15 protein-coding genes are annotated in these 16,033 nt (G+C 31.3%); 12 read left to right on the forward strand and 3 right to left on the reverse strand.

Annotation, left to right across the window (positions count from 1 at the left end):
- Positions 1 to 10: 10 nt before the first annotated feature.
- Positions 11 to 1,630: an alkaline phosphatase PafA gene (gene pafA / locus V6624_RS00095; protein ID WP_111289244.1), complete on the reverse strand. Its 1,620-nt coding sequence runs from the start codon at positions 1,628 to 1,630 to the stop codon at positions 11 to 13.
- A gap of 322 nt (positions 1,631 to 1,952) precedes the next feature.
- On the reverse strand, positions 1,953 to 2,159 hold the full coding sequence (locus V6624_RS00100) for a hypothetical protein (protein ID WP_338840463.1): 207 nt from the start codon (positions 2,157 to 2,159) through the stop codon (positions 1,953 to 1,955).
- A 467-nt stretch (positions 2,160 to 2,626) separates the two neighbouring features.
- Here V6624_RS00100 and thrS point away from each other — a divergent pair, with 467 nt between their 5' ends.
- The 12 genes from thrS (at position 2,627) to V6624_RS00160 (ending at position 14,475) form a co-directional block, all read left to right on the forward strand.
- A complete protein-coding gene (gene thrS, locus V6624_RS00105; RefSeq protein WP_111286004.1) occupies positions 2,627 to 4,573 on the forward strand; it encodes a threonine--tRNA ligase in 1,947 nt (648 codons plus the stop codon).
- A 16-nt stretch (positions 4,574 to 4,589) separates the two neighbouring features.
- A complete protein-coding gene (gene infC / locus V6624_RS00110) occupies positions 4,590 to 5,144 on the forward strand; it encodes a translation initiation factor IF-3 (protein WP_111286002.1) in 555 nt (184 codons plus the stop codon).
- A 104-nt stretch (positions 5,145 to 5,248) separates the two neighbouring features.
- Positions 5,249 to 5,446 carry a 50S ribosomal protein L35 gene (gene rpmI / locus V6624_RS00115; protein ID WP_026727505.1) on the forward strand — a complete coding sequence of 66 codons (198 nt, stop codon included), beginning with the start codon at positions 5,249 to 5,251 and terminating at the stop codon, positions 5,444 to 5,446.
- Between the two features lie 101 nt (positions 5,447 to 5,547).
- Positions 5,548 to 5,892 carry a 50S ribosomal protein L20 gene (gene rplT / locus V6624_RS00120; protein WP_008464948.1) on the forward strand — a complete coding sequence of 115 codons (345 nt, stop codon included), beginning with the start codon at positions 5,548 to 5,550 and terminating at the stop codon, positions 5,890 to 5,892.
- 151 nt (positions 5,893 to 6,043) lie between these two features.
- Positions 6,044 to 6,616: a Crp/Fnr family transcriptional regulator gene (locus tag V6624_RS00125; RefSeq protein WP_338840472.1), complete on the forward strand. Its 573-nt coding sequence runs from the start codon at positions 6,044 to 6,046 to the stop codon at positions 6,614 to 6,616.
- A 79-nt stretch (positions 6,617 to 6,695) separates the two neighbouring features.
- Positions 6,696 to 7,130 (forward strand): carboxymuconolactone decarboxylase family protein, encoded by a 435-nt coding sequence (locus tag V6624_RS00130; RefSeq protein WP_111286000.1) that lies wholly within the window; start codon positions 6,696 to 6,698, stop codon positions 7,128 to 7,130.
- A gap of 169 nt (positions 7,131 to 7,299) precedes the next feature.
- Positions 7,300 to 9,024, forward strand: coding sequence for a tetratricopeptide repeat-containing sensor histidine kinase (locus V6624_RS00135; protein ID WP_338840474.1), 1,725 nt, complete (start codon positions 7,300 to 7,302; stop codon positions 9,022 to 9,024).
- A gap of 30 nt (positions 9,025 to 9,054) precedes the next feature.
- The gene (locus V6624_RS00140) at positions 9,055 to 10,812 is read left to right on the forward strand and encodes a hypothetical protein (protein ID WP_338840475.1); all 1,758 of its coding nucleotides are present in this window, start codon (positions 9,055 to 9,057) and stop codon (positions 10,810 to 10,812) included.
- Positions 10,813 to 10,847: 35 nt separating this feature from the next.
- Positions 10,848 to 12,602, forward strand: coding sequence for a hypothetical protein (locus tag V6624_RS00145; RefSeq protein WP_338840476.1), 1,755 nt, complete (start codon positions 10,848 to 10,850; stop codon positions 12,600 to 12,602).
- A 9-nt stretch (positions 12,603 to 12,611) separates the two neighbouring features.
- Positions 12,612 to 13,280, forward strand: a complete 669-nt coding sequence (locus tag V6624_RS00150) for a response regulator transcription factor (RefSeq protein ID WP_111285992.1) — start codon at positions 12,612 to 12,614, stop codon at positions 13,278 to 13,280.
- Positions 13,281 to 13,365: 85 nt separating this feature from the next.
- Positions 13,366 to 13,599, forward strand: a complete 234-nt coding sequence (locus V6624_RS00155; protein ID WP_338840477.1) for a hypothetical protein — start codon at positions 13,366 to 13,368, stop codon at positions 13,597 to 13,599.
- A gap of 72 nt (positions 13,600 to 13,671) precedes the next feature.
- Positions 13,672 to 14,475: an endonuclease/exonuclease/phosphatase family protein gene (locus V6624_RS00160; RefSeq protein WP_338840478.1), complete on the forward strand. Its 804-nt coding sequence runs from the start codon at positions 13,672 to 13,674 to the stop codon at positions 14,473 to 14,475.
- Here V6624_RS00160 and V6624_RS00165 read toward each other — a convergent pair.
- Entirely contained in the window at positions 14,472 to 15,731 is a 1,260-nt protein-coding gene (locus V6624_RS00165) for an asparagine synthetase B (RefSeq protein ID WP_338840480.1), read from the reverse strand. The genes V6624_RS00160 and V6624_RS00165 overlap by 4 nt on opposite strands.
- Positions 15,732 to 16,033 lie beyond the last annotated feature (302 nt).

Raw genomic sequence — 16,033 nt, forward strand, 5'->3', positions numbered from 1 at the left:
TTTTTAAAATTTATTTTTTATCGTTTAGAACTTCAGTCATTACTTTAGCTTCAGTTCCATTTGGAAAAGTAACTTTAATCTTTTGAGCAATTGTTGGAGCAATCTCTGTAATTGCTTTTTTATCATAAGATTCACCCTTTTTAATATGCCATCCATAAAAAATTGCAGGAACATGAGTATCGTAAGCATAAATAGTTCCATGAGATGTACCAGTTGGTGTATATTCAATAACACCTGGTTTATCTACAATAACTAAATCTCCATTTTGTGTAACATCATAACCTTTTGCAACAAAATTTAAAGAATAATCATTTCCAGCATTCGCTAAAACTTCTTCCTCAGTATAGACTTTTTTAACTTGTGGCTGAGCAATTAAAAACTCTTTAAAATCTCTTTTCACCTTAGCAAGTTCTAATCCTTTATCTTTAATAATTTGTCTATTGAAGAAAACATTAAAATTTGAATAGTTTTGAATCAGATCTACACCAAAAGTCTTAGTTGAGAAATCTTGCAGACTTTTTCTAACCTCTTTAGACGGGTAATTATCTACATTATATTTACGATCTTTTAAATAAATTACATTTTCTGCTCCAGCATGATCAGCAGTTAAGAAAAGTAAATAGTTTCCTTTACCAACTGTTTTATCAAGATAAGCTAAGAAATCAGCAATTGTCTGATCTAATCTTAAATAAGTATCCTGAAGTTCCATAGATCTTGGCCCAAGTAAATGGCCTACATAATCTGTAGAAGAAAAACTTACTGTTAGGAAGTCTGTGATATTATCTTTACCTAATTCTTCTTTTTCAATCGCTCTTTTTGCAAATTCAGCTAATAAATCGTTACCGTATGGCGTTGCACGGATAACTCCTGCATCGTTCTTCTCATACATAGATTTTAAATCATATGGAAAAACTGGAGCAGCACTTCCATATAATTTACCTTCATAAGGATTGTTGTCAGGAAGACTCTCATTATAAACCGAAGCAGGCTTATACAAATCCCAACCTTTATTAATATATTTTAAGTAATTTTTCTCGTTATTGAATTCTGTTACCCACTCAGGCAATTTTTCTCCGTAGAAAGTGCTCGAAATAAAAGAACCTGTTTTACTGTACCAAAATGCCCAATTTGCAAAATGTCCCGCAGGAAGAATAGCGCCACGGTCTTTTAAACTCATTCCGATTACTTTTCCGTTAAAATTAGTAGCCATTCTTACTTCATCAGTAATAGTAGTACTTTGAAGGTTTTTTGGAGACATTGCACCTTCTTCTGCCGTTCCATCACCAACAGTTTTCACACCTGCATCATCTGTACAATACATTTCTTTCCCAAGTGTTCTACTAAACCATTCGTTACCTACAATTCCGTGAGTAGCTGGAGTTGTACCTGTGTAGATTGAAGCATGCCCAGGAGCAGTATAAGTTGGCATATAGTTGTAATGCATATTCTGGAAAGTAAATCCATCATTCATTAATCTTTTAAAGCCGTTTGGAGAAAAATCATCTGAAAAGCGATATAAATATTCCATTTTCATTTGATCGACAACTATACCCACAACTAACTTTGGACGTTGTTGCGCACTTAGGCCTGTTACAGCAAGAAGTGCTAACAATAAAATATTTTTCTTCATATTTAAAAAGTAATTTAAACACAAAAATACTTATTCATATCCAAAAAGTCTAAAGTATCAATGTTTAACCACAAACAATTGACTATAATTTAACAGTTTTAAAACTATCAGCCTTACACATCTGTAATTTCCCTATGGACCAAGCCGCCAACTGAATCTTTTCCGGTATTGTTTTAATACAGCTTAAAACCAAAAAATCCCCATCAAATACATGATGAGGATTCTTAAAAGAAAGGCGACGACATATTCCTTTTTCTCAATTTTTCTTCCAATCTCTCAATGAACTTCCGTGTTTTGCGGGGTGCAAATGTAAAAGCTTTTTTCAAATCCCGCAAGCTTTTCCGAATCTTTTTTCAGAAAATTTCTTTTCCTCCGATTCTTCTTTCCTGCCGGTATTTCGATGAGCGCCTTTCGCTGTTGCGGGTGCAAAAGTAGAACCTTTTTCCGCTTGCGCAAGCTTTTTATCCGCCTTTTTTTGATCTTTTTTAAAACTTTTTCTTAACTTACTGATAACATAGCCTTTATACATTCGCTTCTTTTGGGGCGATGTGGGGTTTTTCTGTACCGAACCGTGTTTTTCTTATTTTCCGCATCTTTTGGGCTGCCGCTTTTGGGGATTTTTCAGCGTTTCCGCATCTTTTTATATGATTCTTTATCGTTTTAATCCTCTCTTTCCATCTAAAAGCTTCTTCCGGAAACCGATGCCCTAGCCCCGATAGAAGCGGAAATCCTTTTTGTGGCGGGGTTCGCCATAAAAAGATTGAAGCGGATAGCGGGAAACAGCTCCTTAAAAACCATAATATTCAAATCATACTTATATATATGTACAAAAAAGAAATCCGACAGGTGTTTAAAAACCTGTCAGGTTATGAATAAGAATTACTCATATATATAATGGAGTGCAAAAGCTATACATATATAATACAGTAAACTTATGAATACGTATTGTATGTATTTTTGTAATCATGTATATTTGCATTCACAAAATTATAAACAATGATCAAGATTACTTTACCCGATGGGTCAATTAGAGAGTTCGCTTCGGGCGTAACTCCAATGGAGGTCGCTAAAAACATTAGCGAAGGTTTTGCTAGAAACGTGATTTCTGCATCTTTTAATGGTACAACTATTGAAACCGAAACTCCATTAACGACCGACGGTAATCTTATATTATATACTTGGAATGATGCGGAAGGAAAAAAAGCTTTCTGGCATTCGACTTCACACGTAATGGCTCAAGCTCTTGAGGAATTGTATCCTGGAATTAAATTAACTCTAGGGCCTGCAATTGCTAATGGTTTTTATTATGATGTAGATTTTGAAGATCAGAAAATTTCTGAAGCTGATTTTAAAAAGATTGAAGATCGCATTCTTGAAATCTCAAGAGGAAAGTTCGATTTTAAAATGCGTCCTGTAACCAAAGCGGAAGCTTTAGAGATGTACAAAGATAACGTGTACAAGACTGAATTGATTTCTAATCTTGAAGATGGTACTATTACATTCTGCGACCATTCTACTTTTACTGATTTATGCCGTGGTGGACATATTCCAAACACTGGAATCATTAAGGCTGTGAAAATCATGAGCGTTGCTGGTGCTTACTGGAGAGGTGATGAGAAAAACAAGCAGTTAACTCGTGTTTATGGAACTTCGTTCCCTAAACAAAAAGATTTGACTGAATATCTTGAACTTCTTGAAGAAGCAAAACGTCGTGATCACCGTAAATTAGGAAAAGAACTTGAATTGTTTGCTTTTTCTCAAAAAGTGGGACAAGGTTTACCATTATGGTTGCCTAAAGGCGCTGCTTTAAGAGATCGTTTGGAGCAATTCTTAAAAAGAGCACAAAAGAAAGCTGGATACGAGCAAGTTGTTAGTCCGCACATTGGTCAAAAAGAACTTTATGTAACTTCTGGTCACTATGCTAAATATGGAGCTGACAGTTTCCAACCAATTCATACGCCTGCAGAAGGTGAAGAGTTTTTATTGAAACCAATGAACTGCCCTCACCACTGCGAAATTTACAATGTAAGACCTTGGTCATATAAAGATTTACCTAAGCGTTATGCTGAATTTGGTACTGTTTATAGATATGAGCAATCTGGAGAATTACATGGTTTAACTCGTGTTAGAGGGTTTACTCAAGATGATGCGCATATTTTCTGTACTCCAGAGCAATTAGATGAGGAGTTTAAAAAAGTAATTGACCTTGTATTATATGTATTTGGTTCTTTAGGCTTTGAGAACTTTACTGCTCAAATTTCGTTAAGAGATCAAGAAGATAGAGAAAAATACATTGGTACTGATGAGAACTGGGAAAAGGCAGAAAATGCTATTATCAATGCGGCAAAAGACAAAGGTCTTAATACTGTTGTAGAATATGGTGAAGCTGCATTTTATGGTCCGAAACTTGATTTCATGGTAAAAGATGCTTTGGGAAGACAATGGCAATTAGGAACAATTCAGGTAGACTACAACTTACCAGAGCGTTTTGAATTGACTTACAAAGGTGCTGATAATGAATTACATCGCCCTGTTATGATTCACAGAGCTCCTTTTGGATCTATGGAACGTTTTATAGCAATTTTACTTGAGCATACAGCAGGAAATTTCCCACTTTGGCTAATGCCTGAGCAGGCTATTATCTTGTCTTTGAGCGAGAAATACGAAAATTATGCTAAAAAAGTTTTAGATTTGCTAGAAAATCACGAAATTCGCGCCCTAATTGACAACCGAAATGAAACTATCGGTAAGAAAATTAGAGATGCAGAAATGCAGAAAATTCCATTTATGCTTATCGTTGGTGAGGAAGAAGAGAAAAACGGTACGATTTCTATTCGTCGTCACGGACAAGAAGGAAAAGGTAATATCACTGTTTCAATCGAAGAATTTGCTGCGATTGTAGACGAAGAAATAAAAAAGACATTAAAAGTATTTACAGTTTAACTTAAATTAGAAAGTCATAGCAATAAAAAGTAACAGAGGTTTTCAACCTCGAGTAGAAAAAAAAGATGCACACAGAATAAACAATCTTATTCGTGTTCCCGAAGTACGTCTTGTAGGTGAAAACATTGAGCCTGGGGTTTTTAAAATAGCTGATGCGCTACGTTTAGCTGACCAACTTGAGTTGGATTTAGTTGAAATTTCGCCAAACGCTGAACCACCGGTTTGTAAAATTATGGACTACAAGAAATTTGTTTACGAACAAAAGAAAAGAGATAAGGCTTTAAAAGCTAAATCTTCTCAAGTTGTTGTAAAGGAAATTCGATTTGGTCCTCAAACTGACGAGCATGATTATGAGTTTAAAAGAAAGAACGCTGAAAAATTCTTGAAAGAAGGAGCTAAATTAAAAGCTTTTGTTTTCTTTAAAGGACGTTCTATCATTTACAAAGATCAAGGTCAGATTCTATTATTACGTCTTGCTCAAGACTTAGAAGAACACGGTAAAGTTGAAGCTATGCCTGTTTTAGAAGGAAAGAGAATGATCATGTTCATTGCTCCGAAGAAGAAAAAGTAAAACAGTTTGCAGTCGCAGTTTTCAGTTTTCGTACTGTAAACTGAAAACTGCGACTGACAACTAAAAAAATAAGTAAGTAAGAATAAATTAAAAAACTAGGAAAAATGCCTAAAATGAAAACAAAATCTAGCGCTAAGAAACGTTTTAAAGTTACTGGCTCTGGAAAGATTAAAAGAAAGCATGCTTTTAAAAGTCACATCTTGACTAAAAAATCTAAAAAACGTAAATTAGCTTTGACTCACTCAGCGCTAGTTCACCAAACAGATATGAAAAGCATCAAACAACAATTAAGAATTATCTAATAATTCTTTAGGTTAAAAAATTATTTATATAACCTTGGAGTATGGCTTTGAAGTTCCTTTGATTCAATTCAGGACGCCTGCTACAAAAACACATTAAAATTATGCCAAGATCGGTAAATTCAGTTGCTAAAAGAGCAAGAAGAAAAAAAATAATGAAGCAAGCCAAAGGTTTCTTTGGAAGACGTAAAAACGTTTGGACAGTTGCTAAGAATGCAGTAGAGAAAGCGATGAGCTACGCTTACCGCGATAGAAAACAAAACAAAAGAAATTTCCGTTCATTATGGATTCAACGTATCAACGCTGGAGCTAGATTAGAAGGAATGTCTTATTCTCAATTCATGGGGAAAGTTAAAGCTAACGGAATCGAATTGAACCGTAAAGTTCTTGCAGATTTAGCTATGAACCACCCAGAAGCTTTCAAAGCTATTCTTAATAAAGTAAAATAAACGTTTTATAAACTCAATTTAAGATTACTTACTTATTATATAAAACCATTCGTTAACGCGAATGGTTTTTTTGTTTAAAGAAGTTTCAATTGTCCTGCTTTTCTAAAAACAAAATTTAAAAAGTACATTTGTATAATACTAAAACTGTTTTATGCACAAAGCTCTTTTTGATCATATTCAAAAATTCATTTCTCTTGAACCTTCAGATATTGATAAATTAGAATCATGCCTAGAACTTTCTAAAATAAAAAAGAAAGAACATATTTTAGAAGAAGGTCAAATCTGCAACATCATGTATTTTGTTGTTAAAGGCTGTATGCGACAATATATCATCAACTCTAAAGGAGCTGAACAAACGTTGCAATTTGGTATCGAAAATTGGTGGATTACCGATTATTTAAGTTACCACAATCATATTCCTTCAAGCTTTTACTTGCAGGCAGTAGAAAATTCAGAAGTCATAGCTATAGATAAGACAATTTTAGAATCTCTGCTAATTGAAATACCGTATCTAGAAAGGTACTTCAGAATAGTCACACAAAAAAGTTTCGGCGCTATGCAAATGCGCATCAAATTCTTATTTACAATGTCGGCTGAAGAAAGATATCATCACTTTAATGACCATTTCCCAGAATTTGTTCAACGTGTTCCACAATATATGCTTGCCTCCTATCTGGATTTTTCAGCAGAATTTATGAGTAAAATAAGAGCTGGGAAAGTCTAATTTGAATTTCTTGAAGTAGTTCAAGTTTTTGAAAGCATACATTATTGACCTTTGTAATGAACTTTTAAAACACAAAAAAATGAAATCAAGAATTGTTATCCCGAATGTTGCTCCGGAAGCTTATAATGCTTTATTAAACCTAGAAAAATATATCGCATCTACTTCATTAACGCCTGTACACAAAGAATTAATTAAAATACGTGCTTCTCAAATAAATGGCTGTGCTTACTGTATTAATATGCACACTGCTGATGCCAGAAAACATGGAATTTCTGAACAGAGAATATACCTAACAAGTGCTTGGCGTGAAGCTGATGTTTATACCGAAGAAGAGAAAGCGATCTTAGCTTTAACAGAACAAGTAACTTTAATCAGCAATCATGTTTCTGATGAAGTTTACCAAAACGCCGCTCAATTATTTGATGAAAAATATCTTGCCGAAATCATTTTAGCAATTATTACAATTAATTCTTGGAATAGACTTGCAATTGCAACTGGAATGAGAGCCGTTTAAGTTTTATAAAGATAAGTTTTACAACATTTTAAATTTTTGACAACCCTCACTCAGAGGGTTTGTTTGTATATCACTGTAAATGAATACTAGAAAATAAAAAAAATGCACTTTTTACAAAAACAGGTATTTATACTCTTTCACAGGAACTCAGATTTTTTATTTTTGGCGCATGATACCAAAAAGAATACAAATATTTTCCTTTTTAATTGCTGTTTTTATTACTCTTTTCTCCTGTGAAAAGAGAACAAACAATAGTTTAAAAGGCATCCATAATAAAGCTGAAGTTAATAGACTAATTGCAGTTGCAGATAATTTTTTCGACACTAATAAATACGATAGCGCTTTTTTTTATTACAATCAAACAATATCTATTTGTTCACCTTCAAATGACGCAGAAAACTACATAAGTACTTTAAATCGTATGGCAATTATCCAGCAGACTCATGGAGATTATGCTGGAAGTGAGGCAACAATTACTAAGGCGTTACCATACACTAAACTTGTAAAAAACCAACTTCAGACTTGGAACCTCTATACTACTTTAGGGAGCAATTACCTAAACACTTTCGATTATAAAAATTCTATTTTATACCATAAAAAAGCCCTAAAGCTTAATGTAAAGCCGTGGAAAAAATTAGCCTCAAAAAACAATATTGCGGTTACATTAATTCAAGAGAAAAAATTTAATGAAGCCCTAAACATCTTTCTTCCTTTAGAAAATAAAAAAGAGGTAATTAGAGATAAAGAATTTTATGGAGCACTATTAGACAATATTGGACTTTGCTATTATCAAATTCACAATAACGAAAGTGCCTTGCATTACTTGAAGAAAGGTTTAGAAATTAGAAAAACTTTAAAAAGCCCGTATGGATTAGGAAAAAGTTATATTCATCTTGCAGAATTCTATGAATTTAAAGATTTGTCTTTAGCAAAGAAGTACATGGTTTTAAGTTATAAAGAATTCAGTAGAATAAATCATGTAGAAGGGAGATTATCTGCTTTAAAAATGATTATTAAAAACAGCTCGAATTTAGAACTTAAAAATTATTCGAACGAATATATAAGTCTTGTTGATAGTACTTACGAAGTTACACAAAAAGCTAAAAATCAATTTGCGAGAATAAAGTATGACTCTAAACGCGAAAGAGAAGAAAACTTGAAACTTAAAACACATAAAGCACAAAATGAATTAAAGCTTGAGAGACAAAAAAACAGAAACATAATATCTTATATCATAATTGTTCTGAGTCTTTGTTTGATTTTAATTTTATATTATTATCTAACTTCTAAAGCAAATCGAGAAAAAATTGAAGCCGCTTACAACAGTGAAACTAGAATTTCAAAAAAACTGCATGACGAGTTAGCAAACGATATCTATCACACTATGGCTTTCGCCGAAAACAGAAATCTATCTCTGGCCGAAAATAAAGAGCAATTACTAAATAATTTAGATGCCATATATTCTCGAACAAGAGACATTTCGAAAGAAAACTGCACCATTACTACTGATGAAAATTATATTTTATCACTTAAAGAAATGATTTCTGGTTTCAGTACTCTGAATATCACTTTAATTCTAAACGGGCTAGACAGTATTCTATGGGATGAAATTGACAAAAATAAAAAAATTACTATCTATCGAGTATTACAAGAATTACTTGTAAATATGCGTAAGTATAGTGAAGCTTCATTAGTCGGGATAAATTTTAAACAAACAGAAAAAAATATTTTAGTTAACTACACCGATAACGGAAAAGGTATAGATACCGAGAAAATTGTATTTAAAAACGGGCTTTATAATGTAGAAAATCGAATTCTAAAAATTAAAGGTGCTATAGATATATCTTCTAGTCCAAATCAAGGATTTAAGGTTTTTATTAAAATTCCTGCCTAATTTAACGAATTGTTTTTCCCAAGTCTCAAAATGAAAAAAGCCCCAGCTTTACTTAAAATTTTAGTCTCTGTACTTCTTTTGCTCGTTCTTCCAACGTCTTGCAAAAAGGAAAAGCATGCGGTATTAAAAAAAACTGATAATACGGCAGAAGTTAAAAGATTAACAATTATTGCAGATAGTTGTTTTGAAAACTCTGATTATAAAAATGCCTTCAACACTTATACTAGAATAATTTCTCTTTCAGATACTGTAAAGGATAGAATCGACTATGTTGATGCATTAATATCTCTAGCTTACATTTATCAATATCAGGGTGATTATATACAAAGTGAGGAAACGGTAATTAAAATATTACCGCACTTAAAATATATGAAGAAACCAAGATTTGCTTGGAATGCCTATTTTATTCAGGGATTTAATTATTTTAAAACCGACAATTTAGAAAGCGCTTTAGTGTATTTTAGAAAAGCATTAAACCTTAATACCAGTGCATTTAGAAAATGGGGCATCTTAAACAGTATAGGTATCGTGTATATGAAGCAAAAAAAATATAACGCAGCTGCTTATATGTTTGAGAAAATTACCACAGAGGGATATCACGCTCAAAAATTTAAAACAAACAGCTGTGATCGTTTTGAATTAATGGATTATGCTGTAATGTTAAACAACTTAGGTATATGCTATCAAAACTTAAAAAATCCAAAAGCTATAGATTTTTACAATAAATCTTTAAAGATTAGACTTAAAATAAATGACCGTGATAATATCTCTAGCAGTTATGCCGCTCTTTCTGAATATTATTTAAAAACCAACCCCGCATTAGCAAATAAATATGCCAAATTGGGATATGAAAAGGCTTCTGAAGTCAATTTCTATGTAGATAAAAATTATTGCTTGAGTTTTTTGGTTCAAACTGCGACCGGAAATGAATTGAAAAAATATACTAATATTTATATCCATTTTACAGACAGTATTAATAAAGCCCGATTAAAAAATAAAAATCAATTTTCAGATATAAAATACAATTTCAAAAAAGATATAGAAGAAAATTTAGAACTTAAATCCCAAAAAGCTGAGCATGAATTAGAGATGCAGAGGCAGAAAAATAGAAGCAACATTTCTTATGTAGTAATTTTTATCAGTGCTTTCATTTTACTCTTTTTATTTTTTCACATTACGTTAAAAGGAAAAAAAGAGAAAGATGATGCCATATTTAAAAGCGAGCTAAGAATTTCGCAAAAGCTTCACAACGAATTGGCAAATGACGTTTTTAAATTATCGACACGTATTCAAAATTCTAATCTTGAAGAACCAAAAACAAAAGAGGAACTACTTAATCACTTAGATCAAATTTATTTGAAAACCAGAAAAATTTCTAAAGAGAACAGTATTATTCCTTTCAATGAAAATTATGAAATTGGTTTAAAAGAAATGATTTCTGAATATTCTCATTCTGATTTGCACATAATAGTAAATGGTTTAAATACCGTTTCATGGTCAAAAATCGAACGCATTAAAAAAATAACCGTTTTTAGATCACTTCAAGAAATTTTCGACACTATGAAAAAGCATAGTGACGCATCATTGGCAAGTCTTACTTTTAAAATAAACGATAAAAACCTGCAGATAATTTACATCGATAATAATACAAAAGTTCAAAATAGCAGTATTAATTTAAAAAACAGACTGAAAAGTGTCGAAAATCGTCTTAAAACATTGAAAGGGTTTTTACAGGTTTCTGATTCCGAAAATCAAGGTTTTAAAGTTTTTATTAATCTTCCTTTATAATATAAATGCCCTTTTTTAATATTTAAAATCCATAAATGAAAGTCTCATCTGTAGTTAAAATTTTAATTTCTGTATTTCTTTTGCTCGTTTTACCAACGTCATGCAAAAAGGAAAAGCATGCAGTATTAAAAAAAATTGACAATACGGCTGAAATAAAAAGACTGACTATTATCGCTGATAATGATTACGATCATAATGAATATTTAAAGGCGTACAAAAATTATTTAAAAATAATTCATCTTTCTGATCCTGAAAAAAATAGAATAGATTATGTTGACGCACTAATTTCAATAGCGCTTATACAACAATATGAAGGCAATTACCTGGAGAGTGAAAATACTGCTACAAAAATATTGCCTCACCTTAAATACATGAAAAAGCCAAGGTTTGCTTGGGAAACATATAAAGTTTTTGCAAGTAATTATTTAGCTACAAAAGATTATGACAATGCTCTTATCTATGCTAAAAAAGCTTACGATCTAAATACAACTGTGAGAAGGAAAGCAAATGCATTAGCTAATATTGCGCTTGTTTATATGCATAAAAAACAATACAAAAAAGCTGTAAAAATTTATACTCAGCTAACTACCACGGGATATTATGGCAATAAGAAAAAAACAAATACTTTAAAAGATTTTGAATTAATTGACTATGCAGTAATGAGAAATAACATAGGTATTTCTTACGCTAATTTATTACATCCTAAAGCTCTATCCTATTACCAAGAAGCTCTAAAGATTAGACTTCGATTACATGACAAACATAATTTACCAGAAAGTTACTCAAATCTCTCCGATTATTATGTAGATTCAAATCTTGCATTGGCTAAAAAATATGCTGAAGCAGCTTATAAACACGCTTGCATAATAAATACTTATCGGCAAAAAAAGTATGCTTTAGAAACTTTAATACGAACCACTACAGGAAATGACTTAAAGAAATATTCTAATATCTATGTTCATTATCTCGACAGTATTAATAAAATTCAATTATCACAAAAAAATCAATTTGCCAACATACAATACTATTTCAAAAAAGATAAACAAGAGAATTTAGAACTGAAAACTCAAAAAGCAGAAAAAGAATTGCAATTTGAAATACAAAAAAATCAAAGTTACATTTTGTATGTAGTAATTTTTATTAGTGTTTTCGCTTTGCTGTTTTTAACTCTTCATATTACTTTAAAAGGGAAAAGAGAAAAAGACGATACTATATTTAAAAGTGAATTACGGATTTCTCAAAAACTTCATAACGAATTAACAAGCGAAGTTTTTAAATTATCTACAAATATTCAAAACTCAAATTTTGAAAAACCTGAAAGCAAGGAAGAATTACTTAATCATTTAGATCAAATTTATTTGAAAACTAGGAAAATTTCGAGAGAAAATAGTGCCATACTAACAGATGAAAACTATCTCGAAAATCTAAAAATGATGCTTTCTGAGTATTCCAATTCTTCTTTAAATATAATTGCAAATGGTTTAAGCAGTTTTTCGTGGCATGAGATTGATCGAATTAAAAAAATTACCATTTTTAGAATACTTCGAGAGCTCTTAAATGAAATGGCGAAAAGCAGTAACGCATCTTTAATAAGCTTAAATTTTAAAAAAGAGACAAAAAATATTCAAATAATTTATATTGATAACAATACAGAAACCACTGATGGATATGTCAATTTAAAAAAAAGACTACAAAATGTGGAAAACCGTATTAAAACAATAAAAGGAACTATTAATTTTGAACCGAATCTAGAAAATGGTTTAAAAATAAGTTTCACATTCCCATTATAAAACAATTATATGTTTAAAAAAGTTTTAGTTGCCGAAGATTTAGACAGTATTAGTATCGCTGTTATTCAAGTACTTGAAGAACTACAAGTTCCAGTAATTCACCATGTGAAATATTGTGATGAAGGTTTACTCAAAGTAAAAAAAGCTTTGGTTGAAAATGAGCCTTATGATTTATTAATTACCGATCTGTCGTTCAAATCAGATCACCGAAAAGCAAATATCGAAACTGGCGATGGGTTAATTGAAGCAATCAATCGTGTTCAGCCTAAACTAAAGAAAATTGTATTTTCTATTGAAGACAAAAGTTATAGAATTAAAACGCTTTTTAATGAACTAGGAATTAATGCCTACGTTTCTAAAGGAAGAAATAGCATTATAGAATTACGAAATGCGATTGAAAGCACATTCAATAATGAAGAAAAAATACTTTCGTCTGATTTGTCTTTTAATTTTAATGATAAGGCCTTAATTGAAATTGAATCTTATGATATTTCAATTTTAAAACTTTTATCTCAAGGATATATTTTAGAAAGTATTTCAAAAGAATTTAAAGATTTGTCTATTACCCCAAACGGAACGAGTAGTATTGAAAAAAGAATTAATAAACTAAAAATTTACTTTAAAGCAAATAATAATGTGCATTTAATTGCTATAGCAAAAGATTTTGGATTGGTATAACTAGCATAATATGATACGTTTACGGATTCCCGTAAGGATATCAATTCTAATAAATCTAAATTTGTTATGAATCTATTAACCTACAATGAGACCAAAAAACAAAGCGGATATTTTATTCGCAAAAATTAACACAACCCAAAATAAAATAATAATGAAAACAATGCTACTTTGTCTTTTTTTATCAATAAGTTTTGTTCTTGTCTCTGCAAAAACCGGATGGCTTGAAATTGATTGGAAACTTATATTTATTCCAGCGCTTTTAGTATTACAAATTATCATAATTAGCACAGCTTTAAAAAACAGATACAAAAAACACTAAATAATTTTCTAAGAAAGGCCTGATAATTGTAGAAAGAGAATTATCTATATTTGATTACAATTATTTTTTTACATGAAAAACGTTCTCAGCCCTCTCCTACTATTATTTACATTTATATCTTTTGCGCAAACCAAAATTCTGTCTTGGAATATAGAAAACTTCGGAAAATCAAAATCGAATACCGAATTAAACTATATTGCCAAAACTATCTCTGCCTATGATATAATTGCTATTCAGGAGGTAGTTGCAGGAAATGGCGGTGCACAAACTGTAGCAAAGCTCACTGAATTACTTAACGAAAAAGGAAATAAGTGGGACTATAATATAAGTGATCCAACAAGCAGTAGCAGTTACAAAACTGAACGATATGCTTTTATTTGGAAAACACATAAAATAAAATTAAAAAACAAACCTTGGCTGGAGAAAAAATATAATTTAGAAATTGACCGAGAACCTTATTTCGGCACTTTCGAAATCAATAAAAAAACAATTACACTAGTCAATTTTCACGCTATAACTCAAAAAAAGCAGCCAGAAACTGAAATCAAATATTTTAAGTTTTTGCCAAGTGAATATCCTAATTTAAATCTAGTTTTCTTAGGCGATTTTAATTGCCCTGAAAAACATACTGTTTTCATTCCTTTAAAAAAAATGGGATATAATTCTGTATTGAAGAATCAGAAAACAACGCTTAAGCACAAATGCAAAAACAATATCTGTTTAGCATCTGAATTTGATAATATTTTTTACAAATCCTCATCTGTAAAAGTTATCAATTCGGGAGTAATTAAATTTTATGAAGATTTTGATTCTCTTCAAGCAGCAAGAAAAGTTTCAGATCATATTCCGATCTGGTTTGAAATCTCACTAAACTAGGTTTTAAGTTTCTTTTTTCTCGCAGCAGGAAATAAAACATTATTCAAAATTAATCTGTAACCTGGAGAATTTGGGTGCAAATCTAAAACCGTTGGCGGATCTCCAACTTGATGCTGAAAATCTTCTGGATCATGTCCTCCGAAAAAAGTAAACATTCCTTTTCCTTTTTCGCCATGAATATATCTTGATTCGCCATTTAGCTCACAAGTTCCCATAATTAATATGTTAGATTTTATTAGCGAAGAATCAAATGAAGTCGTTTGCCCCATAAAACCTTTTACCAATTGGGTATGGTTTTGACACAACATACTTGGAATTGGGTCCCATTTTGCTGAAAATTCCATTAAAGTGAAATAATCTTTTTCCATAACAATACGTCTTTTTGTAGTCATATCGATATCTGAAAATTCATAAACTTCAGGTCTTCTTTCTAAGGTAAAATTTTTGAAAGCAAAAGAGTTATTGTAATTTAATTTCGATTGATAATTAGACTCGCTTGGATCGCCATCAAACATTGTTTCGCAAATATCGACTCCATCAGCTGCAAGCGCAATATCAAAACTATCTGTAGCAGAACACATTGCAAACATAAATCCACCGCCAATTACAAAATCTCTAATTTTTTTTGCTACTGCTCCCTTTTCCTGAGATACTTTGGCATATCCTAATTTTGTCGCTAAAGCTTCAGCATCCTTTTTTTGATCAATATACCAAGGTGTATTTTTATAAGCCGCATAGAACTTTCCGTACTGTCCAGTAAAATCCTCATGATGAAGATGTAGCCAATCATACATTAATAACTGATCGCTTAAAACTTCTTCGTCATAAATTGGAGTGAAAGGTATTTCGGCATAAGTTAAAACCAAAGTTACTGCGTCGTCCCAAGGTTGTTTTCCTTTTGGCGTGTAAACAGCAATTTTTGGAGCTTTCTCCAAAATTACAGATTCCATATTTTGAGAAGGACTCGAGATTTCATTTAAAATAGAAGCTTGTTCACTATCTGAAATAACTTCAAAACTAACACCTCTAATTTTACATTCTTTTCTAATCTCTTCAGCATCAGGAAGCAAGAAAGAGCCTCCACGGTAATTTAAAAGCCAGCTTGCTTTATAATCTCTGCTTAAACACCAATAAGTAATACCGTATGCTTTTAAATGATTCTGTTGAGTTGTTTCGTCCATCGGAAGTAATATGAACGAGGCGCGGGCATTGAATGTAACTAATAGTATAAAAATGTAGAATAAACTTCTATTCATCCGAAAATTATTTTAGTAAAGATATAAAGGAACTATCTAAAAAAAGAATCTATAGTCCCTTTTATGGCATAAGAGAATGTTAAATAAAAAAACAGGGGAAAATACCTGATTTACACCCTTGAAAAAAACAGGTAAAAACACCTATAGTGCCATTAAATATTCTATATACATTTGCTATCCCAGGTCATAAAACTAATCAATGTAAAAAACAACCAACCAATGAAGTTTAATGATAGTAATAACCAAGAAAAGGGTATGAATTTAGTTCAAAAAATAGGTTTATGTGTTCTCGTGATAACAAT

Source organism: Flavobacterium ginsenosidimutans, from assembly GCF_037478105.1.
Taxonomy (GTDB): domain Bacteria; phylum Bacteroidota; class Bacteroidia; order Flavobacteriales; family Flavobacteriaceae; genus Flavobacterium; species Flavobacterium ginsenosidimutans.

What these genes read in the sequence shown, in the direction of transcription:
- V6624_RS00150 (WP_111285992.1), top strand. Translation starts at nt 12,612, where the DNA reads ATGTTTAAAAAAGTTTTAGTTGCCGAAGATTTAGACAGTATTAGTATC.
- pafA (WP_111289244.1), bottom strand. Translation starts at nt 1,630, where the DNA reads ATGAAGAAAAATATTTTATTGTTAGCACTTCTTGCTGTAACAGGCCTA.
- V6624_RS00165 (WP_338840480.1), bottom strand. Translation starts at nt 15,731, where the DNA reads ATGAATAGAAGTTTATTCTACATTTTTATACTATTAGTTACATTCAAT.
- rplT (WP_008464948.1), top strand. Translation starts at nt 5,548, where the DNA reads ATGCCAAGATCGGTAAATTCAGTTGCTAAAAGAGCAAGAAGAAAAAAA.
- V6624_RS00125 (WP_338840472.1), top strand. Translation starts at nt 6,044, where the DNA reads ATGCACAAAGCTCTTTTTGATCATATTCAAAAATTCATTTCTCTTGAA.
- V6624_RS00145 (WP_338840476.1), top strand. Translation starts at nt 10,848, where the DNA reads ATGAAAGTCTCATCTGTAGTTAAAATTTTAATTTCTGTATTTCTTTTG.
- V6624_RS00140 (WP_338840475.1), top strand. Translation starts at nt 9,055, where the DNA reads ATGAAAAAAGCCCCAGCTTTACTTAAAATTTTAGTCTCTGTACTTCTT.
- V6624_RS00130 (WP_111286000.1), top strand. Translation starts at nt 6,696, where the DNA reads ATGAAATCAAGAATTGTTATCCCGAATGTTGCTCCGGAAGCTTATAAT.
- rpmI (WP_026727505.1), top strand. Translation starts at nt 5,249, where the DNA reads ATGCCTAAAATGAAAACAAAATCTAGCGCTAAGAAACGTTTTAAAGTT.
- V6624_RS00155 (WP_338840477.1), top strand. Translation starts at nt 13,366, where the DNA reads ATGAGACCAAAAAACAAAGCGGATATTTTATTCGCAAAAATTAACACA.
- V6624_RS00135 (WP_338840474.1), top strand. Translation starts at nt 7,300, where the DNA reads ATGATACCAAAAAGAATACAAATATTTTCCTTTTTAATTGCTGTTTTT.
- thrS (WP_111286004.1), top strand. Translation starts at nt 2,627, where the DNA reads ATGATCAAGATTACTTTACCCGATGGGTCAATTAGAGAGTTCGCTTCG.
- V6624_RS00100 (WP_338840463.1), bottom strand. Translation starts at nt 2,159, where the DNA reads ATGTATAAAGGCTATGTTATCAGTAAGTTAAGAAAAAGTTTTAAAAAA.
- V6624_RS00160 (WP_338840478.1), top strand. Translation starts at nt 13,672, where the DNA reads ATGAAAAACGTTCTCAGCCCTCTCCTACTATTATTTACATTTATATCT.